Annotated in this window: 22 protein-coding genes; 8 read left to right on the forward strand and 14 right to left on the reverse strand. The window is 53.1% G+C overall.

The features are described 5' to 3' along the window. Positions 1–90: 90 nt before the first annotated feature. Entirely contained in the window at positions 91–870 is a 780-nt protein-coding gene (locus tag E3U44_RS15805; protein WP_134359068.1) for a PEP-CTERM sorting domain-containing protein, read from the forward strand. Between the two features lie 95 nt (positions 871–965). Here the strand turns inward: E3U44_RS15805 and E3U44_RS15810 are convergent, their stop codons facing one another. From E3U44_RS15810 to E3U44_RS15820, 3 genes are read right to left on the reverse strand one after another with little or no spacing between them, the layout of a single operon-like run. Further along, a complete protein-coding gene (locus E3U44_RS15810; RefSeq protein ID WP_134359069.1) occupies positions 966–1,913 on the reverse strand; it encodes an MBL fold metallo-hydrolase in 948 nt (315 codons plus the stop codon). An 8-nt stretch (positions 1,914–1,921) separates the two neighbouring features. After that, a complete protein-coding gene (locus E3U44_RS15815) occupies positions 1,922–2,647 on the reverse strand; it encodes a tetratricopeptide repeat protein (RefSeq protein ID WP_134359070.1) in 726 nt (241 codons plus the stop codon). Positions 2,648–2,678: 31 nt separating this feature from the next. Continuing rightward, complete coding sequence (locus E3U44_RS15820) at positions 2,679–3,008, reverse strand: hypothetical protein (RefSeq protein WP_134359071.1); 330 nt, start codon at positions 3,006–3,008, stop codon at positions 2,679–2,681. Between the two features lie 212 nt (positions 3,009–3,220). Here E3U44_RS15820 and E3U44_RS15825 point away from each other — a divergent pair, with 212 nt between their 5' ends. Continuing rightward, a complete protein-coding gene (locus tag E3U44_RS15825; RefSeq protein ID WP_134359072.1) occupies positions 3,221–3,619 on the forward strand; it encodes a hypothetical protein in 399 nt (132 codons plus the stop codon). A 76-nt stretch (positions 3,620–3,695) separates the two neighbouring features. Here the strand turns inward: E3U44_RS15825 and E3U44_RS15830 are convergent, their stop codons facing one another. The 4 genes from E3U44_RS15830 to E3U44_RS15845 all read right to left on the reverse strand — a co-directional run bounded on the left by E3U44_RS15830 (position 3,696) and on the right by E3U44_RS15845 (position 9,032). After that, positions 3,696–4,835, reverse strand: coding sequence for a CapA family protein (locus E3U44_RS15830; RefSeq protein WP_134359073.1), 1,140 nt, complete (start codon positions 4,833–4,835; stop codon positions 3,696–3,698). Between the two features lie 221 nt (positions 4,836–5,056). Then, positions 5,057–5,272 carry a hypothetical protein gene (locus E3U44_RS15835; RefSeq protein WP_134359074.1) on the reverse strand — a complete coding sequence of 72 codons (216 nt, stop codon included), beginning with the start codon at positions 5,270–5,272 and terminating at the stop codon, positions 5,057–5,059. A gap of 104 nt (positions 5,273–5,376) precedes the next feature. Beyond that, positions 5,377–6,645: a glucose-1-phosphate adenylyltransferase gene (locus E3U44_RS15840; RefSeq protein ID WP_134359075.1), complete on the reverse strand. Its 1,269-nt coding sequence runs from the start codon at positions 6,643–6,645 to the stop codon at positions 5,377–5,379. 185 nt (positions 6,646–6,830) lie between these two features. Then, positions 6,831–9,032 (reverse strand): tRNA(Met) cytidine acetyltransferase TmcA, encoded by a 2,202-nt coding sequence (locus E3U44_RS15845; RefSeq protein ID WP_240761577.1) that lies wholly within the window; start codon positions 9,030–9,032, stop codon positions 6,831–6,833. Between the two features lie 139 nt (positions 9,033–9,171). Between E3U44_RS15845 and E3U44_RS15850 the strand changes: the two genes are divergently transcribed. Continuing rightward, positions 9,172–10,041, forward strand: coding sequence for an EcsC family protein (locus E3U44_RS15850; protein WP_206054815.1), 870 nt, complete (start codon positions 9,172–9,174; stop codon positions 10,039–10,041). 19 nt (positions 10,042–10,060) lie between these two features. Here E3U44_RS15850 and E3U44_RS19420 read toward each other — a convergent pair whose 3' ends face one another. Next, the gene (locus E3U44_RS19420; protein WP_166805104.1) at positions 10,061–10,219 is read right to left on the reverse strand and encodes a hypothetical protein; all 159 of its coding nucleotides are present in this window, start codon (positions 10,217–10,219) and stop codon (positions 10,061–10,063) included. A 200-nt stretch (positions 10,220–10,419) separates the two neighbouring features. Between E3U44_RS19420 and E3U44_RS15855 the strand changes: the two genes are divergently transcribed. After that, complete coding sequence (locus tag E3U44_RS15855; protein ID WP_134359077.1) at positions 10,420–10,818, forward strand: hypothetical protein; 399 nt, start codon at positions 10,420–10,422, stop codon at positions 10,816–10,818. A 295-nt stretch (positions 10,819–11,113) separates the two neighbouring features. Here the strand turns inward: E3U44_RS15855 and E3U44_RS15860 are convergent, their stop codons facing one another. From E3U44_RS15860 to E3U44_RS19425, 3 genes are all read right to left on the reverse strand, one after another. Further along, complete coding sequence (locus tag E3U44_RS15860; RefSeq protein WP_134359078.1) at positions 11,114–11,725, reverse strand: flavin reductase family protein; 612 nt, start codon at positions 11,723–11,725, stop codon at positions 11,114–11,116. A gap of 211 nt (positions 11,726–11,936) precedes the next feature. Continuing rightward, positions 11,937–12,236 carry a hypothetical protein gene (locus E3U44_RS15865; protein WP_134359079.1) on the reverse strand — a complete coding sequence of 100 codons (300 nt, stop codon included), beginning with the start codon at positions 12,234–12,236 and terminating at the stop codon, positions 11,937–11,939. Further along, positions 12,220–12,393, reverse strand: coding sequence for a hypothetical protein (locus E3U44_RS19425; protein WP_166805105.1), 174 nt, complete (start codon positions 12,391–12,393; stop codon positions 12,220–12,222). Before E3U44_RS19425 ends, E3U44_RS15865 begins: the two co-directional genes overlap by 17 nt. Before the next feature lie 64 nt (positions 12,394–12,457). Here E3U44_RS19425 and E3U44_RS15870 point away from each other — a divergent pair, with 64 nt between their 5' ends. Together E3U44_RS15870 and E3U44_RS15875 are read left to right on the forward strand one after the other, a co-directional pair. Then, the gene (locus E3U44_RS15870; protein WP_134359080.1) at positions 12,458–14,392 is read left to right on the forward strand and encodes an aconitate hydratase; all 1,935 of its coding nucleotides are present in this window, start codon (positions 12,458–12,460) and stop codon (positions 14,390–14,392) included. Positions 14,393–14,398: 6 nt separating this feature from the next. Continuing rightward, complete coding sequence (locus E3U44_RS15875) at positions 14,399–15,754, forward strand: cyclic 2,3-diphosphoglycerate synthase (protein WP_206054817.1); 1,356 nt, start codon at positions 14,399–14,401, stop codon at positions 15,752–15,754. Here the strand turns inward: E3U44_RS15875 and arcC are convergent. Then, positions 15,751–16,659, reverse strand: a complete 909-nt coding sequence (gene arcC / locus E3U44_RS15880) for a carbamate kinase (RefSeq protein WP_134359081.1) — start codon at positions 16,657–16,659, stop codon at positions 15,751–15,753. The two genes, E3U44_RS15875 and arcC, sit on opposite strands and share 4 nt — an antisense overlap. A gap of 388 nt (positions 16,660–17,047) precedes the next feature. Between arcC and E3U44_RS15885 the strand changes: the two genes are divergently transcribed. Continuing rightward, positions 17,048–17,677 (forward strand): helix-turn-helix domain-containing protein, encoded by a 630-nt coding sequence (locus tag E3U44_RS15885; protein ID WP_134359082.1) that lies wholly within the window; start codon positions 17,048–17,050, stop codon positions 17,675–17,677. Positions 17,678–17,681: 4 nt separating this feature from the next. Beyond that, positions 17,682–21,005: an ATP-binding protein gene (locus E3U44_RS15890; RefSeq protein WP_134359083.1), complete on the forward strand. Its 3,324-nt coding sequence runs from the start codon at positions 17,682–17,684 to the stop codon at positions 21,003–21,005. Positions 21,006–21,600: 595 nt separating this feature from the next. On the opposite strand, the gene E3U44_RS15895 is transcribed toward E3U44_RS15890, so the two are convergent. Together E3U44_RS15895 and arfB are read right to left on the reverse strand one after the other, a co-directional pair. After that, positions 21,601–22,359: an NRDE family protein gene (locus E3U44_RS15895; RefSeq protein WP_134359084.1), complete on the reverse strand. Its 759-nt coding sequence runs from the start codon at positions 22,357–22,359 to the stop codon at positions 21,601–21,603. Further along, the gene (gene arfB, locus E3U44_RS15900) at positions 22,359–22,784 is read right to left on the reverse strand and encodes an alternative ribosome rescue aminoacyl-tRNA hydrolase ArfB (protein WP_134359882.1); all 426 of its coding nucleotides are present in this window, start codon (positions 22,782–22,784) and stop codon (positions 22,359–22,361) included. The genes E3U44_RS15895 and arfB overlap by 1 nt, the downstream gene beginning before the upstream one ends. Positions 22,785–22,961: the final 177 nt, after the last annotated feature.

Genomic DNA, 22,961 nt, shown 5'->3' on the forward strand with positions numbered 1-22,961 from the left:
CCACCATGGGCTCTAGATCAAGCCGGTAGATCAAACAAGCCGCTCCTTTTGCAGTATGAGAAGCGGTTCACTTTTTAGGAGGGGCAGACGATGCCAACTAATTTTTTGCGCTGGCTGAGGATGATATTGGCAATGATGCTGGGCGCAACGCTCATCGCATTAGGTACAGTTAACGAAACACAGGCCACTGTGTTAATAGCCCCCAATGCTTTGGCAACAGAAGAGGGCAACGCAAATAACGCGGCACCATTTACATTTTCATCACGGTATCAGCAAGTTTTTGAGGCTTCCGAGTTTTCTTCCCTCTCTGGACTAGCACTCATTACTAAAATCTCTTTCCGTCCTGATGCGGTCTTTGGCCAAGCTTTCTCAGCGACAATCCCCAATATTCAGATCAGCTTTTCTACCACAAGTGCAGTACCTGATGAGTTAAATCCAATTTTTTCCAATAATACCGGGTCTGATAACAGGCTTGTTTTTAGTGGATCGCTGTTCCTATCGAGTGCATTTACTGGACCAGCAGCTGGACCCAAGGATTTTGATGTATCTGTTAATCTACAAAACTCATTCCTATATAACCCCGATGATGGCAACCTCCTGCTCGATGTAAAGAACTTTGCAAATAACTTCTCTGTAGCCGCTTTTGATGCTCATAACCTTGTCGGCGATTCTCTGTCACGCGTATGGAATGATAGTGATGTGAATTCAGACACTGCCTTTTTTGGAAGCGGAAATCCCAATGATTTTTCAAATTCACTCGGATTAGTAACGCAATTTACCTTTACTCCAGTCACCGAACCTGCCACCCTTGCGCTCTTCAGTATTGGTGTGCTTAGTCTACTCGGCTGGCGACGAAACCTAACTGCATAAGATGGCGTATTCACCAACTAAAAAGCCACTCAGAGGCGGCGTTTGGACGATCCTCAACACCGAAAAAGCGGTACGAATTATTGTTCTTTTTTTATTTAGCTTGTTTGCCTCTCAAGCCAAACCGCCAATCCCTTTGCATTTAAGTTAATATCCATTCCAAGTAAAGCATCACGTTGACTGTCATCTTGGGGAAAACCATGGGCATCCAAACGATCCCACAGATAAGCGCGCAGTCTATCCTTAATGGCTGTTAGCCGATCGTCTTCTTCCACACAATCCCTTGTCAGGGTGACGAAGGCCTCAAGATCCCGGTGTAAATCTTCGGCTAGCCGCTTAAGATCGGTCACCTGACTGTAATGGGTCAGATAAATGGCTTCTGGCTCATATCCCATGAGACGATCAATGGAAGCATGGGCGGCGTCCGGATCAAAATGGATGGGGGTGGTAGCGGGAAAAATAAACGCTCCCTGGGGAGTATCCAAATCCCGGTAGGAAATACCAAAGGTATCACCGGCGAATATGCTGTGGCTATCCCCATCAATGACGCAGTAATGGTGTAAAGCATGCCCCGGAGTATGGATAAACTCCAAACGACTTTCCCCCAATTCCAGACATTCTCCCTCTGCTATCGCAATAATGCGGTCAGGGGGGATGGGGACAACCTCTCCGTATAAGCGCCTAAATACCTTGTCCCCATAAACGGCCCGGGTCCCTGCGATAAGTTTCTCAGGATCAGCAAGGTGGGACGCCCCCCTGGGATGAACGACTACTTGAGCCTGGGGCAATTGCTGCACTAGTCCACCCGCACCCCCCGCATGGTCCAGATGAATATGAGTCAGCAGCACATAATCGACCTGCTGGGGGGCAATTTGCAAAGCCGCCAACGCCTCCATGAGGCGGGGAATCGAGGGCGCTGGCCCGGTATCTACAAAAGCAGCCCGCCCTCCCCGGAGAATAACATGACTGGCATCCAGCTTGGGGCGCACAAAACCCGTATCAATAGCGGTGATGCCGTCAGGAAAAGGAGTAAGGTACGCTTTCACCGGAGTTCCTAGTGTCCCGAGGTCAATTGCCACTCGTGGGTCAGCTTTATGGCCTTGGCAACTTGCGACGTATTCATATCCTTAGCCAGGGTGTCTCTAAACTTGGCTGCGTTTTTATCTCCTTGTTTCGCTGCTACGTTGAACCAGAAGTAAGCTTGTACATAGTCCTTTGGTACCCCTTGCCCTTCGCTATACATCACCCCAAGGTTATTTTGTGCCTCCACAATTCCTTGATTGGCAGCCTCCTCATACCATTTAATTGCCTCTTTTCGATCCTGGGCAACCCCATAGCCATTATCGTAGATAAAACCTAGATTGAACTGAGCTTCGGGATCTCCTTCTTCCGCTGCCCTTTTAAACCAATAAACAGCTTTGGGGACATCTTGGGGCACCGATTTTCCTTGATAGTACATCACAGCCAGGTTGAACTTAGCACTCACATCCAGCTGTTCACTAAACTTTTCAAACCATCTTTGGGCTTCTTCCGGATCTTGGGGCAAACCATATCCATTGGCGTACATCAGGCCCATATAGAACTGAGCATTCATATTTCCCTCTTCGGCAAGGGGCATGAATTCCCTCAGCGCGGTCTCATAATCTTGGTTATCATAAGCCTCCCTTCCGGCATCCACATCCGCCTGGGCCCCTTGAAATAAACCTAAAAGTAATACCGCCCCGACGAATTTCCATACCCCGGTGGCATTTCGATAATGAACTCTAGTGTCTTGATTCATTGGTGACTCCTCTAACCCTATCGTCGTGTATTCATGATTTGCCATGAACCATCCTGTTGTCGTCAAGCCATTCCATAAACCTGCTGTGCTTTCTCTCCAACGCTGGCCGTAGCGTAATATTCGCGGCAGTAGCGGCCTTCTTCGCCCGGCTGGGTATCACCGGTATAACCTCATTTGCCCCCGGGCTCTTTGCTTTGTACTTGTACTCCCCTCTCCCGGCACGATATTTATATTCCCTTTTATGCTTTTTATCACGTTCCTGCTTATAACTGTCATGGGAATCAGCGAACATCAGGCTAAAGGGGCCTAGAATTGTGGAAAAAACAGCAAATGAGAGCATTATTCGGCCGCAGAGTTCCATTTAACCTCCAAATTTTGCTCAGGAGCAGCCAACCTCTTGCAATATTAGATTAATCTTTAAGCTGCAGATTAAGCTGGAGTGAGCTAAAACAGGACTTGAAGAAGGTACTCCCACAATCAGTAAGCTTTTGCGTGTTGATAACAAGTTTGCTAAAAACTATCCGAAGTATTAATACATAAATTATCCAGGAGATCGCTAAAACGAGTACGAATATGAAAGAAAAAAGACTTTGGTATGGTTACCTTGATGCGGGCCAGAAGAGTACATTGGTCGTACTTGATCCTAGCCTCCAAACAGGCAATGAACAAACGGTCTATTTATTCAACCTTGCGCGGGGAAAAATTTTGGAGTATCAACGCCAGATTGTCGAACCAAAGCTGCGGGAATTAAATTCCGAACAGGCAACAGCTACCAAGCAGCTTAAAACGGCTTATACCCAAGCCCGGCGTAATTTTAAGCCTCACGATAGTCGGGTAGTCCAATTTCCGGTACGTGGCTCATCGACTAAAGAGACCAAGGAGCAAGAAACGCTAGAAGAGTTGACCGAATTTATAGGAAGCAATAACGAGGAGTTTACCGAAACCGAGGATTGGTTCGACGAAAACTCATAGCCTTCACTGACTTGAGCGTTAAGGCGTTGTTAGCAGCCTGGTGGCCCCCTTTGGGTCTATACACTAAGACAGCGCCTTATTCCCATTTAAGTATTAAGGTATGATGGCTTCCCTCTTTGACCTGGGTACCTAGCTTTTTCCCTTCCCTGGTGAGGGTCTCTTGCAGCCATTGCCGGTCCTCCCTAGAGGCCCGGTTGAGGCGAAAGTGTTTGATCTGAAGAGGCACCATCTCCAAATGGCACACCTTTCCCGTCCCTGCCTCCATGCTAACAAAATACATTAAGGTCAACTCACCCCGATACTTTTCGTAACCGCGAATACCTTCATAATCATTCAAAAAATCACCACACCCATACAGAATGGGGCTCTCTTGATAGATTTCGATCCCTTTGGGATGATGAGAGGAATGACCATGAATAATATTCACGCCCGCTTTTTCAATCAGTTGGTGGGCAAATGCTCTTTGCTCCGGCGGGATGTAATAGCCCCAGTTACTGCCCCAGTGAATAGAGGCGATGACAATATCTCCCGGCTGCTTTACCTCTCGGACACTTTCCGCAATAGCGCGGACCGTTTTCTCTGAAAAGCCCTCTAGTAGATTCACGCCGGCTTTGTTCTCCGAGGCAGCCCAATCTGGCGGTATACCGCTGGTCACCGACCCCAAGGAAAATACCAACATCCTGCCCTTCCCAGCCACCTCCATGATTGCTGCCGCTTCCGCCTGATCAAGGTTATCGCCTGCACCGGCAGTGCTTACCCCCGCCTTCTTCAGTGTTTCCAAGGTCTCTGCTAGTCCTGCATACCCCCAATCCAACACATGATTATTGGCTAGCACACAACAGTCTATCTTTGCCGCCGTAATGCAAGGGACATTCTTGGGATGCATTCTGTAATTGATACCCTTGGGAAGCCAATCTTCACTGGTGGTGATGCTGGTCTCCAAATTGATGATTCGTACATCAGGGGAGGCCAGCACCAACTCCTCAAGAGCATCGCCCCAAATGTAGGCAAAATCTACGGGTTTTGGGATCGGACCATTGACCTTTTCCGCAAATCTGACATAATCCGTCGCCGTCTCCATATAGGGCTCATGGATAGCGGGAGGATTGGAGTAAGGCAATATCTGATCAATCCCTCTCCCCGTCATCACATCACCGCAAAGAAACAGAGTAATAAGGTTGGAATTCCCTGGCGGTCCAGGTGCAGCAGGTTCCATGATCTTGAAAGACAGCGTTTGTGGCAAAATAGGCGAGGCGTTTATCCTTTGGGGGTCGACACACAAAAAACAGAATGCTTTGTAAAGCGATCTATTTTTAATCTCTTCCCTCTCCGCTTTCCCCCCGGGGAAAAGCGTAAGATAGGCTGTTTATTCCCTGTGGCTAGCTCCCATTCCAACAAACAAGTCAAGCTATAAAATTTGCACTTGGTCGCTACCGTTCAGGCATAACCGAGCACAACCGCGCCCAAATAAACGGCACTCACCCCTGCTAGACTTCCCCCCATAAGGATGGCCCAAATTAACCCGGTGCGGATTCCCACAATGCAAATTCCGATACCCGCCAAAAGCGCATACAGGGCCGTTCCTACCAGCATCCCCTCATTGACCATGGGGGCACCTATTTCACCAGTTATAGCATCTTCTCGATAACGCATGAAATCCTACTCCAAATTTGCAGGGGTCAACAGGAAAAAACGAAACACCTTTAGGACTCCCCCTGACAATAGATGGACATAAGGTACGGCACTGCTTTCCAGTGCTATTCAGCATAACCCAGGCCTTTGCCGCGCGAATTACGGGCATAAAAACTGAGTTCGCCTCTAGGAACAACCACTATTCCTGAGGGGGAGACATGATATCGGCGGGTATCTTCTTCAACATCATAACCAATCTGGGTATCCGGTTCAATAATGTTATGACGGTCAACGATAACCCGTCGCAGCCGGGCGCCGCGCTTGATTTTAGAATAATCCATAATGATGCACTCCTCTAACTCTGCTCCTGCTTCCACCACGGCTTCCCGGCGGATGATACTGTTATGTATCCGAGCGCCTTTATGAACCACACTGGCAGCACCAAACACGCTATTCTCAATTTCACCTCCGAGAATCCGAGTTACCGGCCCCTGGTAGTTACTGGAGAATATAGGCCATTGGGGATCAAAAGCATTGAAACGAGGCTCCTCCCCTAGCACATCTTTATGGGCCTCAAAATAGGCGTCAATGGTTCCCACATCACGCCAGTAACCTACTTCCTCATAGGGCTTAATCCCTGGAACTTCATTGCGGGAAAAGTCATAGGCAAAGAGACGGTGGGTCTTCAGCAACCGGGGCAGAACATGATGCCCAAAGTCCGTTTCACCTAAGCGGTGGCTTTCCATCAGCGCCTCTACCAACACCCGGGTATTGAACAAGTAGTTCCCCATGGAAGCATAGGCCCGGTTGGAATCAGAAGGCATCGATTTAGGCTGCTGAGGCTTCTCCTGAAATTGGTGTATTCGACCATCCTCATCTGTGGCGAGAATTCCAAAATTGGGTGCTTGCTCCATCGGTACCGGCAGGGCGGCAATAGTGACATCGGCTTTTTGCTTCCAATGAAACCAAGCCATCTGCCGTACATCCATTCTGTACACATGATCGGCGCCAAATACGGCCACCAAATCCGGCCTATGGGGTTCAAGTAATCGGAGACTCTGATAAACCGCATCTGCCGTGCCTTTAAAAGTGAGTGTATCCTTGTGCATCTGGGGAGGCACTGCTGTGACGAACTGATCGGGGAGCAAGGGGGAAATCACCCACGCCCTACGAATATGCTCGATCAGGGACTGGGGTTTGTATTGCACCAAGAGGTAAATAGAGCGGATTTCAGAGTTAATCAAGTTACTCAGAACAAAATCCACGAGCCGGTAACGCGAGCCAAAAGGGACAGCGGGTTTGCAGCGTTCCGCAGTCAAAGGATAAAGACGCTTACCTTCCCCCCCCGCCATCACAAAGGCAATGATTCGTCCCCCGTATCTTTTCTTCCTCATCCCTCAACTCCTTGGTTTCTATCGGGGCTCGTGCGAAAAAACAGGGTCTGCATCCACCGCCCATTCACACCCCTAGGCAATGGGCACAACCATCTATTGCTGTACTTTAATCACCAATGCACACCAATAAACGCCCATATTTATTTAAAACTATAGATGATAGGGCTAGAGAGCGCTGAAAATAGCTAGCGCCTGGCAAGTCGTTCAGCCTCACGATGCACAACCTCATTGCCAAAGTGCAGTACCAAGGAACACAGGGCCCGGCGCAGGACTTCAATTACCTGAACCCGGCCTGAGAGGCCCAAGGCCGAGGCCGCTTCTTGCCAGCTTCTCTTCTGCAATACTTTGACGACTAAGGCGTTTCTCTCCGCTTCCCCCAGAAGTGCCTCGCTCTCAGGGTCTGCAAGTGCCCTCCAAGTGAGCTCCCAAATGGGGGCGATACAGACCTCATAGACACGCCGACCAAAGGCAAAAGCCAACACATCAGACCAGTCCTGAGGGTCCAAGGGGAGTGGACTCGTTTGGGCCCCACGGCGCAAGAGGAGGGCGGCAAGATGGGGTTCCAACTCCCGTAGCGGATCGGCAAGTTGATGTGGCAGATGCACCAGGAAACGCTCCCGGGCCCTTTTGACTAGCGCCCGACCTGAACTGGATAAAGGGTACAGAACAATGGCAGAGTGGGCCCCGCTGGTGGCTCCCCGCTTCACGCTGAGGCGCACCGACTGAAAATCCAATCGTTCCCAAAAGCGAAGCAATTCGCCAGTCGCGCCGAAACTACTCCCCAGATAATCCCAGCCTTCAGCGCTTATCTCCTTGATGATCCTATCCACCAGGTGAGTCCCCAGACCTTGGCCCTGAACCGCGGGATGAACCGCAATACGCATGATCCGGGCACAGCGCAGCCTGGGTGCCTGCTCCAATCCCAAGTGGGCTGCCAGGGATTCCGGGAGTAAATGCCCATGGGGTCGAATGCGCCCTTCCCAAACCCCTCTAGCTGTTTCCTTATCGAAGCCGCCCTCTGCGGCAAGCAAGGCGGTAGCCACTACATGCCCCCGGTAGCGCGCTACATACACGGAAAGATTGGGACCATCGAGCAAATGGCGGAGATCGTAGGGCCGGGTCTGGTAGTGGGCCAGCACCAGCAAGCCGAAAAGTTCAGAAAGGGTGGTTTCATCTCTTACCAGGGCATCTCGATCCAACCGTTCAACCGCAACATTTCCGGGGCTTACCGACGCGACTGCCGAATCTGGCACCGCCGTAGCATCTAGCAGCAAGGCCCGAAAGACGAAATGCTCCAAGGGATCTCCGGATTTCCAGCGGATGGGCGTCTCCAGCCGCAGCCCTTTCCATCCCCGGGTCCGTTCATCCAGCAGTTTGTGAAAGCGAAGGGCGAAGCCCCGCCCAGTTCCCTCATAACCATGAACGGTAGTGGCAAAAGCAATTCGAGAGTAACGTTGGAGCAAGCGTTCCAACAAAGGGGTAGGGATGGTTGCCGCCTCATCCACTAACAGCAAATCCGCAGGTCGGGAAGTCCGGATAAGATCATCCGGGGGGGCGAATGCCATGACTGCCTCCGGGAGATGGAGCGCTGCTCGGGAAGCTATGGCTTGGGGCAATAGCCGTTGGGCATGGCGGAACACCGGCTCTACCGCATCCAACCGCGGTCCCGTGACGATGATGTGCTTGAGCCCCCGCTGCAATAGCCGCGCCGCCGCAATCCCTAGGGCCGCCGATTTGCCCCGGCCCCGGTCCGAGGTTAACACCACAGGCCGCCGCCGCTGTCCAGTCACCACCTTGACAATCGCCTCCACCGCCCGCCGTTGATCCTCGGTGCGGCACGCCGAATCCGCTGGCCTATCCGAGAGGTTTTGGTCGTTAGTTTCCCTAGTCCCTGAGGCAACCAACGGGATACTGGGGAACACTTTTCCTTGCTCGATGACGATCACCCCTTCGGCTTTGCGGAGAATACCCACCAAGCGTTCCAGAAAACGCCCCGTGACCTCTGTGACCTGATAGGGCGCCGTCACAATGCGGGCATGCTCGGGATCATTGAAGCTTGGCCATGCCGCCAGGGGCGGGGTGAGCAACAGCAGCAGCCCGCCGCCCCGGATGGCACCGGTGATGATGCCGAAGGCATCCAAGTCAAAACCGCTGTAGGCATCAAAGACGATGGCATCGACTTCTTGCCCCAGCGACCGGTGCGCCTTGGCTGCCTCCATCCTCCAGGCGTTTTCGGCAGCCTGGGCAGAGATCCACAGAACCGATTCCAGGGAAGTGTTAGCCAGACTGGCTTGCGCGGCTTGCAAACACCACGCCCAGTCCCCAGATAATACCAAAGCGCGCCGATGACCGCTCGCCTTGGCCGCCGTTACCAGGGAAGCAGTCATTTTCCTGATATTATTCACGACTCGAGGGGAAAATTTGCTTTCTTTGTGCCCTTCGTGCCTTTGTGGTGATCTCATGAATTATCCGGGCTACGATCCCTGTTAATTATTCACAAACCCTTTAACATTTTAGTATTGAGCAATGGCCAAAGTTCGGCAGGCAGCACAAGACATGCACCAATCAACGCCTTCCCTATCCCCCCAGGATCTTATAGATCTTCGATGGGCGCACCGACACCTGGAACACCCTTCGTTTGCCGCACGCTTGAGCAATGTCGTGGGCACGCCTATTGAGCAGGGGCTCAAACTCTTACCCAAAAGCTGGCACCAACATCTCCATGAGGCAGTGGAGTTTAGTATTCGTCGCGCTTTGGATATGACAATTAGCTCCATGGGGGGCATTCCTCCCTCCGCTGCTCATGACCACCTGCACAAATTTATGGCAATGGGCAGTGGCGCCATAGGCGGCCTCTTTGGCCCGCTTACTCTTCTAGCCGAATTGCCCATCACCACAGCCCTCATGCTGCGGTCTATCGCCGATATCGCTCATAGCCAGGGCGAAGACTTAAACACCCTGGAAGCAAGGCTTGCCTGCATGGAGGTCTTTGCCCTGGGTGGCCGTACCAAAGAGGACGATGCTGCGGATACGGGCTACTATGGCATTCGCGCGACCCTCGCCTTCCACTTTTCTGGCTTGCTGGACTACCCCAGTACGGCGACCAAGCTACCTGCCGCCATTAATCTTATCCGAGCTACCGCGGCACGTTTCGGCGTGGTCATTCCCGATAAGGCGGCTGCCCAGATGATCCCTGCCGCCGGGGCAGTAAGTGGCGCCCTATTGAACTTGATCTTTATGCAGCATTTCCAGGACATGGCCCGGGGCCATTTCATCGTCCGTCGGCTGGAGAGAAAATATGATCCTGAGACGGTGCGAGTTGCGTACCAACAATTAACTCAAGAAGAAGCTAAAGTGCGGCTGCGGGACCTAAAGGCTTCCCCTCCTGGTACCTAGTACCCACAAGGTTCAGGGATTACCCCTGGGCAAACTGAGTGGCTAAATAAACCACAAATATCACCACCGCTAACAAAATTGCCCAGGTTAGGGAAACGATAAATCGACTCATATTCTCTAACAAGCGGTCCGAAAACCGCTTTTTCTGCGCCTTTTTTTCTTCCAGGGGTTTAGTCATTGCTCTGCCACTCGCAAACTTAGGGAATTGAATTATATTAATTTTACTCACTAGCCCTGTTGAGCGCCGAATTCTCTGGGATGATCATTACCACCCACCAGCCAATCTTCCTTCCTTGGCCAGGCTTTTTCTACAAGGGGCTACGGACCAATACCCTAGTACTTCTGGATCAAGCCTAATTTCCCCTGGGCTGAAGCTGGATGACCCGAAACCGGCTAAAAAGCGATCAGGGCGAACTCTGGCTCAGGGTCCCGGTGTGGAAAAAAGCATTAGATTTGCTCTTAAATTGTGGCCCCAAAAGTAGAGAATCCCACCTATGCCCAACCCACCGCCGGATCAAAGCCCGCAATGTGCGCAATTTCACCCGCCGCCTCCAGATACGGTGGCGGGACTATTGCGCCAACAAAATCAGCTTTGCTGAATTCGATGCCAGTGTCCAAGGATGGATTAATCATGTGCGTACGCCGATACCTGGAGATTACGGCGGCATCTCCTGGAGCGGCCCCTTAAGCGCTCGCTCGTCTAGCCTAACCTTAATCTGCAATGGCAGCTTTACCCCTTCCCCCCTTGCGGGGGAAGGCGGGGATGGGGGTAATTAAACTTGTTCATCATCCACAGTTACCGCCACTTTTTCACCAAGGGGGAGGAAATAGAAAACAAAGAATAAGGAGTTAATGGCCTTTACCTACCCCTTATACCAATTTCATGAAAATTTGCATTGTATAAGTCTAATACAAACAAACACTTACAGCCTTAATAAATTGCATTCTTTTGTTAAATTGGTATTACTATGCGGGAAAGGGTTAAGAGGCGCGTTCCCCCCTTGCATCAGTTATATTTTTCCGTGGCGCCCTGGCCCACCGGGTACTCATGACATAAGGGATGCTCCCCTGATTATTTCGGCCGATTAAGTGCAATGATTTCACCGAATTTCATGTATTCATTGGCCCCCAGACGGCCGATGGGATTGAGCCCATCGGCATGGACCTTGACCCTGCCTTCCTTGCTGCTGCAAATTGCATCATCGACATAGAGGGTACGGACACGGCCGAAAATCAAAGCTTGGGGGCCACTGCCGATTTCCTGAATCTCATAACACTCGCAGCCATAAGCCACTCGCGCTTCTTGAAGCCGTGGCAACCGCGACCCTGGAAAGGGAGTCACCGCCAGGCCAAGCTGCTCCACTTCCGAGGCCTCAGCGGGCAAGGTCACAGAACTGGCGTTTAGTGCCTCCAACATTTCCAAATGGGCAATGTGGACCACAAAATCCCGGCGCTCCTCGATATTCACCCAACTATCCTTACGGGTTCCATCGGTTTTTTTTCCCACTGAAATGAGAATCAGGGGCGGCTTGCTACAGACCGCGGTGAAATAGGAAAAAGGGGCCAGATTATAACTCCCGCCGGCGCTTTCCGATAACACCCAGGCAATGGGGCGAGGAATTAAGGTCTGGATGAGATTGAAATAAACTTCTTTCGGGCTCAGATTATCCAATTCGATATGCATGATTTTTTGACGCTATGGGCAATACATTTTGATGCGCGCCCCCTGAGGGCATCCTTCGGGTGTCCCGATTCGCTCCCGGCGAATCGGTGACGAAGTAGATTTTTAAATTTATTAAAATTTTTGCCGAGATACTATACTGACCATGGAAAACTACACGATACCGGTACTAGGCCGCAATCTCGGCCTTGCCAAGATAGTGGACTCCCCCAGGCTAACGCCCGCTTTTTATAGCCTCCCTGATGCGGTGAACATAACTATTCATCGCGTGATCCCTAAAAGCTTCCTGCCCCAGCTTATCTAGATCTCGGGTAGCACCTTGGAAACTATTCCGCAAACGCTTCCAAAGCGGCAGATCCGGGCTGAGCTTCCCCTCCGCATCAATATAGATCAAGCGCTCGGTATGCCAATAGCGTAATCGAGGGCCGGGTAGAGGCACGTGGGGCACGATATCATTATTATTGATAAACCGGATCCCCCGCCCTTCAAATGCCTGATCAGCGATAGTGGTCAAACCCCCACTGTCTCACCATCGGCTCGATTATCGCCGAATCTTCGTAAGCCAAGTTGGAGGCACACGCAAGGCCCAGGGCATTGTGGGCATGATAGCTTTCGGCACGGGGTTGGAACGGCGTTTCGGTAGGGTCAAAAACATAGTCTCTAGCGTCCATTGTTTTTATTCCTCTTATGCTAAGCTTTCTAAGAATTAAGATTAGACCGATAGGCCAAAAAACCATGGTCCAAAATGTCACCCAAAAGTTGATTGCTAATCACTTGATTTCCGGCGAGATGGAACCCGGCGCGGAAATCGCTTTGCGCATTGATCAAACCTTGACCCAGGATGCCACCGGCACACTCGTGATGCTGGAATTCGAAGCCATGGGAATTCCCCGGGTCAAAACCGAACTCTCTGTCCAATACGTCGACCATAATCTCATCCAGGAAGACTTTAAAAATCCGGATGACCACCTGTTTCTGCGCAGTGCCTGCAAAAAGTTCGGCCTCTGGTACAGCCGTCCGGGTAATGGGGTCAGCCACCCCGTGCATATGGAGCGCTTCGGCGTCCCAGGCAAAACCTTGCTGGGCTCGGACAGCCATACCCCCGCCGCGGGCTCCCTGGGGATGCTGGCCATAGGCGCAGGGGGACTGGAAGTGGCCATGGCCATGGCCGGGGAGCCGTTTTATATGAAAATGCCCAAGGTGTGGGGCGTCAAACTGACGGGTCGGCTTCCCGATTGGGTGAGCGCCAAGGACGTCATCCTGGAAATGCTGCGCCGGCACGATGTCGATGGGGGAAGAGGCAAAATCATCGAATACTACGGGCCGGGCTTGGCCAACCTGACCCCCATGGATCGTCACGTCATCGCCAATATGGGGGCCGAACTTGGCGCCACCACTACCGTCTTTCCCGCCGATGGGGCGGTAAAAGAGTTTCTCGAAACTCAAGATCGGGAGGAGGCCTGGGCGGAACTGGTGGCTGACCCGAATGCCGACTACGACGAGCACGAGGAAATCAATCTCTCCGAACTAGAACCCCTGATTGCCCTCCCCAGCAGTCCGGGCAAGGTGGTTCCCGTACGGGAAGTGGCCGGCCGGGAGATTTATCAGACCTATATCGGCTCATCCGCTAATCCAGGCCTACGAGACTTTGCCATCGCGGCCCTGATTGTGGATGGCAAACAAGTCCACGACCGGGTATCCTTCGACATTAATCCCACCTCGCGGCAAATCCTGGAAAACCTGATCTCCCTGGAACTGTTAGGAAAGCTCATCCACGCGGGAGCCCGCCTCCATCAAGCCGGCTGCAATGGCTGCATTGGCATGGGGCAGGCACCGGCCACCGGACGCATCAGTCTGCGCACCGTCCCTAGAAATTTTCCTGGACGCTCGGGCACCAAGGAAGATCAAGTCTATCTATGCAGCCCGGAGACGGCTGCCGCCTCGGCCTTGACCGGAGAAATTACCGATCCGCGCAGCCTGGCCATGGACTATCCCCCCTTCCGGGAACCGAAGTCCATCCGCATTAATATCAGCATGCTGTCCCCCCCGGCTGAGAAAGGAGAAGAAATCGCGCTGGAAAAAGGCCCCAACATCCAACCACTGCCCCCATTCGAGCCACTCCCTGATGATTTGGAAGGCCCGGTGCTGTTAAAGGTCGGTGACGATATCTCCACGGATGAAATCATGCCGGCTGGGGCCAGGGTACTGCCCTTTCGCAGCAATATCCCGGAGATCAGCAAATTTGTATTTGAACCCATTGACGAAAATTACTACCAGCGGGCCATGGAACATCAACAGCAGGGCTCCTGGGTCGTGGGTGGGGAGAATTACGGCCAGGGGTCGAGCCGGGAGCATGCGGCCCTGGCCCCCCGATACCTGGGTCTGAAGGCGGTGCTTGCCAAGAGTTTTGCCCGGATTCACTGGCAGAATCTGGTCAATTTCGGCATCTTACCGCTCACCTTCGTCAAACCGGATGACTGGGAACGCATTGAGCACAGCGACGTCCTCTACCTTGCCGATGTCCGCAATGCCATCCAAAGGGGAGAAAAACTGACAATCAGCAATAAGACCAAACAAGAAGACTACGAACTCAGGCATTCAATGAGCCCTCGGCAGGTGGAGATGATCCTGGAAGGCAGCCTTATTAACCTAATTCGTAAGAAACAATAGCCGCCAGTGGACAAAGGAAATAATTTTACCAATCGCCTGGTCATCATGGGGGCCGCCGGCCGTGATTTCCATAACTTCAATGTAGTCTATCGGGATGATCCCGGCAGCCAGGTCGTTGCCTTCACGGCCACTCAAATCCCGGAAATCGCCGGACGCCGTTATCCCCCTTCCCTGGCTGGCCCCTGCTATCGGGAGGGCATTCCCATTGTAGAGGAAGCCACCTTGGCCACCCTCTGCCGTCAAGAATGTATCGATCAAGTGGTTTTTGCCTACAGCGATGTGGACTATGCCCATGTCATGCACCAAGCCTCCATCGCCCTGGGCGCAGGGGCAGATTTTCTGCTCCTGGGTCCCGAACGCACCATGTTACAGACGGACGTGCCGGTCATCGCCATCTCGGCGGTGAGAACCGGCTGCGGCAAATCCCAGACCAGCCGCTGGCTTTCCCAACTACTGAGAAAAAAAGGATTGCAGGTAGCAGTCATCCGCCATCCCATGCCCTATGGAAACCTGGCGCAACAGGCGGTACAGCGCTTTGCCACTCCTGCGGATCTGGAATCAGCCCACTGTACCATTGAAGAACGGGAAGAATATGAGCCCCACCTGGCGGCGGGCAATGTGGTCTATGCAGGTATCGATTATGCCCAAATCCTGGCTCTGGCCGAAAGGGAAGCCGATTTAATCCTCTGGGAGGGGGGCAATAATGATTTTCCCTTCATCCGCCCTAACTTGCACATCGTGCTGGTGGACCCCTTACGTCCCGGAAGCGAAACCAGCCATCATCCAGGGGAGGCCGTACTGCGGATGGCGGATATCATTATCATCGCCAAAGTTAATTCAGCCGCCGAAGAAGATATAGGGCAGGTTACAGCTATGGCCCGCCAAATTAATTCCACCGCCACCCTGATCCACGGCACCTCCCAGGTGCAACTGGATGATCCCGAAAGAGTGCGGGGAAAGCGAGTCCTGGTGGTGGAGGACGGCCCCACGATTACCCATGGGGGAATGCCCCATGGCGCCGGCTATGTGGCCGCCACCCAAGCCCAAGCGGCAGAGATTGTTGATCCCCGCCAGGTGGCGGTAGAGAAAATCGCTGCGGTTTATGCCCAATACCCCCATATCGGGCCGGTACTCCCCGCCCTAGGTTACTATCCAGAACAACTCCAAGCCCTGAGGGAAACCCTCAATGCCGCCCAGGTGGATGTAGTGGTCTCAGCAACCCCCTGTGACCTAGACGCCCTAATTGACCTTAACAAACCTATCGTTCGGGTGCGTTATGAATTCGCAGAAGCCGGGGAAGCGGGGCTGGGCCACTGGATAGAAATATTCCTCCAGGAGCAAAAGTTAAGACCCAGGGATTAATCCCAAGCAATTACCGTTCCCGCCTCGCCGGCCAGGATGGCTTGGGCGTCCTGGAGCCGGCCAATGCCGGCAATGCCCCCCGTCTCTTCCACAAATTCACAAGCCGCTTGGACTTTGGGTCCCATGGAGCCAGGGGCAAAGGAAAATTGATGCAGGGTCGATGGTGAAATACGCCGAATAGGTCGGGCCTGGGGCTGTCCCCAGTCCTGCCACACGGCCTCCACATCAGTCAACATCAGGAAGGCATCCGCTCTCAATTCCCGCGCCAAAAGGGAACTGGCTAAATCCTTATCAATCACCGCCTCTATGCCCACCAGACGGCCCTCTTCTTGACGCACGGTGGGGATTCCACCACCGCCGGCGCAGATCACAACCACGCCTCGGCTCACCAATAGCTCAATCACGCTCAATTCCAGGATTCGCTGAGGGCGCGGGGACGGAACTACCCGGCGATATCCCTTGCCCTCCCGGACGATATGCCACCCCTGTTCCTGAGCCAGCCTTTGGGCCTCAGCTTCCTGGTAGACCGGACCAATGGGCTTGGTGGGGTTTTGAAATGCCGGATCACTGGGGTCGACCTGAATCTGAGTCAGCAGGGTCGCGCAGTGGCGGCCAGAAGGGAGTGCATTGCTCAATTCCTGCTCAATCAGATAGCCTATTTGACCTTCAGTTTCTGCATCCAGGATATCCAAGGGATAAATTTCATCGGGCTGATAGGCGGCGCCTTGGAGGGCCAGCAATCCTACCTGGGGACCGTTGCCATGGGTAATGACTAATAGATGCTGGCCAGCAATGGGTGCCAGGGCGTCGGCCGCAATCCTCACATTGCGACGCTGATTCTCCGCCGTCAAAGGCTCGCCGCGGCGAAGTAGGGCGTTACCTCCCAGGGCAATAACGACACGCACCGTTATTTACTGAAAATCAAGGGGAGAAAAAAGGCTGAAGGAGCCAATTGGGCTGGGCATATTCCACATGAGGATTCGCCTCCAATTCAAAGCATCAAAAACGGCAAAAGCCCACCCCTGTAGGCCGGTAAACCAATCGCTTTCTCGCCTAGAATTCCCATGCCCGTCTCCTTAAATATGCATTCATATTTATTTAAGATTTCCTGGTCTTACGCTGATAGCTCAAATGGTTTTATAGACCTCCCCCGGCTATTTCTCTACCTGATTTTTTCGAAAGAATCGAACAGGACAAGATTCTCGCCACCACCTCCCACTCGAAAAATCCGGGATGTTGTAAGATTCCGCAAAAATAACTTTGGATACGGAATAAAACTCGTCAAGAAACTCTATGAATTTTCAACTCAGCCCCCTACAAGCTTTAATTCTGTGGCGATTACTGACCAGCGAAGGGCAAGCCTACCTGGCCGATATCCGGCCCAAGCCTAAGCGGCGCGACCGAAAAGCCCTGCTAGAGGCTGGATTTATCGAAGAAGAATGGCGCCGCAAACCCCGCGGTGGCCGGGCGATCTATGTGCAGTTGACCGATAAGGCCTGGGCCTGGGCAGGAGACCATATGGATGCTAAACTCTCCCACCAGTCTCCCGCTGCCGGCCCTATTTTTCAGGCCTTTCTTACCCGATTACAACCAATCTTGAAGCGCCGTCAAATCACCCTGGCAGAGATCTTCAGTTCAACCCAAGAACTTCCCCCTAGGGAAGCTCCAGAGCAGCAGTTACAGGAAGCCTATTTCCATCTCTCTGGCGGTAAAGGAAATGTTCGGGTCCGCCTGGCCCAACTCCGACAAAATTTAGAGACGATTCCCCGCTCTCAACTGGATGGGTTGCTGCTGAAGCTACAAGAGGAAGGAAAATTGGTGCTGTCACCTCTCGATGACTCCCGGGAAATTTCAGCAGCGGACCAGGAGGCAGCCCTTAGCGTGGCTGGATTTAAACGACATATTGTCTACATGCAGAAGTGAACTAATGGATCAATGTAAGGCACTGAAGGCGGTTAATTTTGATTGGACCATGCAGTTGAAAAGTGTATGGGATGACTCGACGTTTCACACGCCTGGACTCCATCAAAACTTGCGAACTGAACTGATTGAAATTTTGCACAACAGAGCGGGGGGCAATGGTCAGAATCCCCTCGGACAAGTCATTACCGGTCCGGCAGGGGCCGGAAAAACCCATTTCCTCGGTACCCTGCGCCAGGAAGTCGCCACCCTCCCGGCCTGGTTCGTGTTGGTGGATATGACCGATGTCAAGGATTTTTGGGAAACAGTATTGCTGGGATATACCAACTCCCTGCAGCAGGCGACATCAGGGAATCGCCCCCAATTCCATGACCTCCTGGAACATCTCCTCACCCCTGAGATTAAGGCCCCAAACCTCCGCCGCGCTCTCCATCGAGCCGGATCTCAACCGGCACCCTCCCCCGGCCTTGTGCAACGACTGCTCGCTTTCCTGCGGGGGAGCAAACCTCAGCACCGAGAAGCGGCAGATACCCCCCTAACTCCTCGGCAAATCGCAGAATATGGGGATGAAGACCTGGCCAAAGTGATAAGGCACACCCTCAACCGTCTAAGTAAACGCTATCCCGAGGAGATCAGAGAGCACCAAGACGCTCTCCGCGCCTTGATGCTCCTTAATTCTAACGATCTGGAGCGGTCCAACGTGGGCTATAGCTGGCTTCAGGGAATGCCTATCGACCAGACGGACCGGCAACTCTTCGGCTTTTTATGGCCCCAGAGAGAGGCTTCCGAAATCGTAAAATCCTTGTCCTGGCTCATGAGTCTCTATCGGCCCACCCTGCTCGCCTTTGATCAACTCGATGCCATTGTGGCCCAGCACCATCTTACCGCCGGGGCTGAACCCACCACCCCGATGACAGCGGAACAGGGAGCTTCCCAAGCCATCATCGAAGGGATTGCGGACGGCTTCATGGCCATCCGGGATAGGGTTTACCGCACCCTTACGGTCCTGGCCTGCCTGGAGGCTAGCTGGGAAATACTGCGACAGGGGAGCCTGGCTTCGGCCACCGATCGGTTCGACTCCCCCCACACCCTGGCACCCATCAACAATGCCACCCTGGCTGAGGAAATCGTCACTCTCCGCTTGGCTGAGGCCTACCGCGCTCAAGGTTTTACCCCTCCCTATGCGAGTTGGCCTTTCCAGCCCCAGGTCTTTGCCTGTGCCGCCACGCTCCTGCCCCGGGAATTACTAAAGCGTTGCGAGGAACACCGGGTTCAATGCCTGAAAAAGGGAAAAGTCATCGAGTTGACCGATTTCGAATCCCCACCAAACTCCTTTGAAAATTCAGACAACCTTTCCACGGAGTCCGGGCTTGATCAGTCCTATGAAGAGTTCTGCCGCCAAGCCCCCCTACAGGAACTGCTGGCCGAGGAAGCGGAAGACCAAGCCCTGTGCGAGTTGCTACAGACAGTCTGCCGTTGTTTGCTGCGGGAAAATCCTCTACCAGATGACAGGGAGGCCGCGGTAGACACTGAATTTCCAGGAGATAAAAACTACCGTTCCCTTCATGCCCGGGTTCGGCTCATGGATGCTAGCCAGGGGGATCGGGAGCAACATTATTGTTTTCGGGCCTTACAGAAGACTCATGCCGTCGCCTATCAAAGTCGTCTCAATGCGGCTCTCACTGCTTCCGGGATCGATCCCCAGCTACCTTTCAGAAAACTAGTCATACTCCGCACCACGCCACTGCCCCCGGGCAAGGTTACCCAGGAAATCACCGACAAATTTCTCCAGGCGAAGGGCCAATTCGTTGCGCCTAATGAACAAGATCTGCGGGCTATGTGGGCACTCTACCAGCTTGAGCAGCAAAATCTGCCTGACTTTGAGGCCTGGCTTTGCAAACACCGCCCGGCCACCCACCTCCAATGGGTGCAAGAAACCCAATTACCCCAGGATTTCCCTGAAAAATCGGCCCCCCAAGACACTCCGTTAGACCCAGGGGCAAACACAGAAGTCTGGACAGAATATCTGCCTTCTCGGCATGAAAGTCCCAAAGCCCCCACGCCCCTCTACCCATCCGCCCTCCCGGTGGGGCGAACCTTATCCAACCCCGCCGAATCAGTAGCCATCTCCTTGCCAATGCTCACCCAATATACTGGGGTTCTGGCTGGCAGCGGAGCAGGCAAAACCGTGCTTCTCAAACGACTGGTGGAAGAGGCGGCATTGCTGGGAATCTCCTCCATTGTAATAGACCATACCAATGGGCTCGCCTCTCTCGGGGATAGCTGGCCACAATATCCCGACTCTTGGACTCAGGAAGATAAGGAAAAAGCTGAGCGCTATCATGCCAAAGCCGAAGTCATCATCTGGACTCCCGGACAAGCCGCCGGCAACCCCCTGAAACTGGAACCACTGCCTGATCTTGCCTCTCTGGTAGAGCATCCAGAAGCGTTGGATCAAGCCCTTGAGATGGCCCAAGCGACCCTGAAAGACATCGTTGCCCCAGGAGAATCCGCCAGTTCCCATTATAAAATGGGGGTTCTCACTTCGGCCTTGAAATTTTTTGCTCTCCAGGGAGGTAAAACCCTGCCAGACCTTATCGCTATCCTCTCTAACTTACCGGCGGAAGTGAGTCAGGGTATCTCCAGCGCCTCTCGTTTCGGTAGCGAGATGGCCCAGCGCCTGCAAGCGGAGATAGAGAGTAATCCTTTATTCCACCAGGAAGGCCCGGCCCTCGATCCCAGCTTTCTCTTCGGGGACGCTGCCCTGAAACAACCGAGGGTTTCCGTCATCAACCTGGCTGGCTTACCTAGCCTCAGAATCCAGCAGCAGTTTCTCAATCAGCTGGCCATGACCCTCTTGAGCTGGATAAAACAACATCCAGCGCCCCCCTCTATGCCGGTGCAGGGATTTTTGGTGATGGACGAGGCCAAAGAGTTTATCCCTGATGAAAAATCCGTGCCCTGCAAAGAAAATCTGCTGCGAGTGGCAGACCATGCCCCTACCTGCGGCCTTGGATTGATTTTCGCCACCCAGGCACCCCAAAATATCTACCAACCAATGATGGCCAACTGCTTCACCCAATTTTTTGGAAAAGCCAGTTCACCGGCTACTATCGAAGCGGTGCAGGAACAGCTCAAGGCACGCGGCGGAAAGGGTGACGATATTCCCACTCTAGAAGCCGGCCATTTTTATTTCTATACGGAAGGAATGCCGGCACCAGAAAAAATCGCCGTCCCCTGGTGCCTTTCCTATCATCCGCCCAATCCTCTAGAGAAGACTGAAATTCTCCAACGGGCGGCGGCTTCCCGTCCCCATGCTAAAGATCCATAAGACCCGTTCCCGGATATTCCTCTGGGGCTGGGTGTTTTTGAGAACTCGTTTACACATTCACCGAGGACCCTGTGAAAAAATTTGATTTTTTTTTCGAGAAAACTTGCAAAGTAAATACTTTTATTCTTTAATAAGAATTAAGAATACAGGTTTGAGGACAGAGACCTGAAAAAGGAGCATGAGGCATGGTATTGCGGGTTACCGATTCAGCTTTAAAAGCTTCCATGAGTGGGGACGCGAAAGCCTTCCAATGGAGTAAGGAAAAGAGTGCTCTCTGCCAAAATACCTGGAAATGTGTTCTGTCCAACGGCCTTCGGGTCCTAGTATTGGGTCAAACCGAAATCGCCCTCCGAGCCTGCTACCCCCTGAGGGCTCACCAAATAAGCACGGGGGATACCGAGCCTTTTGGCACGGTATGGCGTCCCGTAAACGGCGCTGATGTGGCATGGTATGTTGGACACCACGGCCATAAAGCCTCTGGGTTTGTTCAGAGGTTGTTTACGAGAGGTTCCCTTCGATAGCATCAAGCTGGCCCAAAGAGTATTTTCTTTGGCCTTTAGCCTCGAGATCATCTCTCGAGGCTTTTTTTTCCCCATCAAACGGCTACCGGCATGAAACCAGCTCGGTCTGGTGGCCCTTCCGTAAATAAAAACACGGGCTTATATCCAAAACCTGGGTAACGGGGCACAGCCAGGAGATGACTGCAAACGGTACCAAAACCATGGGGGAAATCTAGATTCATGGCGGCATAGGGTCCATCCTCCTCTGGGTACAAGCGACTTGCCAGCAAGGATTGCCAAGCACTCCAGGTCCCCTGTACAGGGTCCGGCACCTGAGCGCTTCGGAAACGGGGCAGATAAACCCGGATGCGGGGGACCGAGGGATCATCCAGCTCACGGGCGGTCAGCATATGCAGTCCCGGTGGAATCTCAAAGACTTCTACCTGTTCCTGCCGCTCGCCGCCCAGGTTGCGAAGCCAGAAACCAGAGACCGGATCCCCAATAAATAGATTGAAACCCCGATAGGCCCCTGGCGCCAAATCGGCAAGCGCCTTTGCCGCTTCCCCGGCTTCGGCATGATCTAAAGCTTCCAACACCAACTCCCCGCGGCTGCGCTTGTCTGTCGCCGGACCCAAGGTCCCCTCCCGGTTCATGACCGCCGCCACCACTCCATGGTCGTTGATCCCCAGCCAACTGCCGCCGGCCTGCCAATCCAGACCCGCCACCACTTCAGACCGATCTTCCCAGTGCCGGCCTGGAGGCGCCCAAGGCCGATCCCGCATCTCATCCCGGTTGCCTGCCACCAGCAAAGGCCATTCATGATTCGGCCGTCGGAGAATAACCAGCGTGCACATCAGTCTGACAAGGGGGTTACCGGGCGCCGTGCTCGCTTCTGCTCCCCGCGACGCCGTTTCTTATCCAGGCGCCGTTGTTTAGCCGCCCGGGAAGGCTTTGTTATCCGTCGGCGTTTAGGCTTTTCTGCTGCCTTCTGCAGGAGTGCAACTAAGCGCTCAATAGCATCCTGACGATTGCGTTCCTGAGTGCGAAAGCGCTTGGCGGTGATCAGCAATTCGCCTTCCTTAGTCAGCCGATTTCCAGCTAACTTCAGCAGTCGACTCCGGACATCCTCTGGCAAAGAACGGGAATGAACCGCGTCAAAGCGCAACTGGACTGCGGTCGCCACCTTGTTTACATTTTGGCCACCAGGACCGGAAGCAAGGATGAATTGGAAATGCAGTTCATCCTCCTTAAGCTGAATTTGAGGGGTGACGCTAATCATCATCGAAAAAGTTGTTGTGCTACTCTGCGGACATAATGCGAGGACCCTTGGGCTCAGGCGCTGGATCATTGAACTCTTGGGCAATTCTATCCAGAGCCGGCCAGGCTCCTTAGCGTTAATTCTCACGGCTTCTTAGTTACCTCCATGAACATACATTCTGGAAGCCCTGGAATTTCA

This window comes from Nitrosococcus wardiae (genome assembly GCF_004421105.1).
GTDB classification, from domain to species: Bacteria; Pseudomonadota; Gammaproteobacteria; order Nitrosococcales; family Nitrosococcaceae; genus Nitrosococcus; species Nitrosococcus wardiae.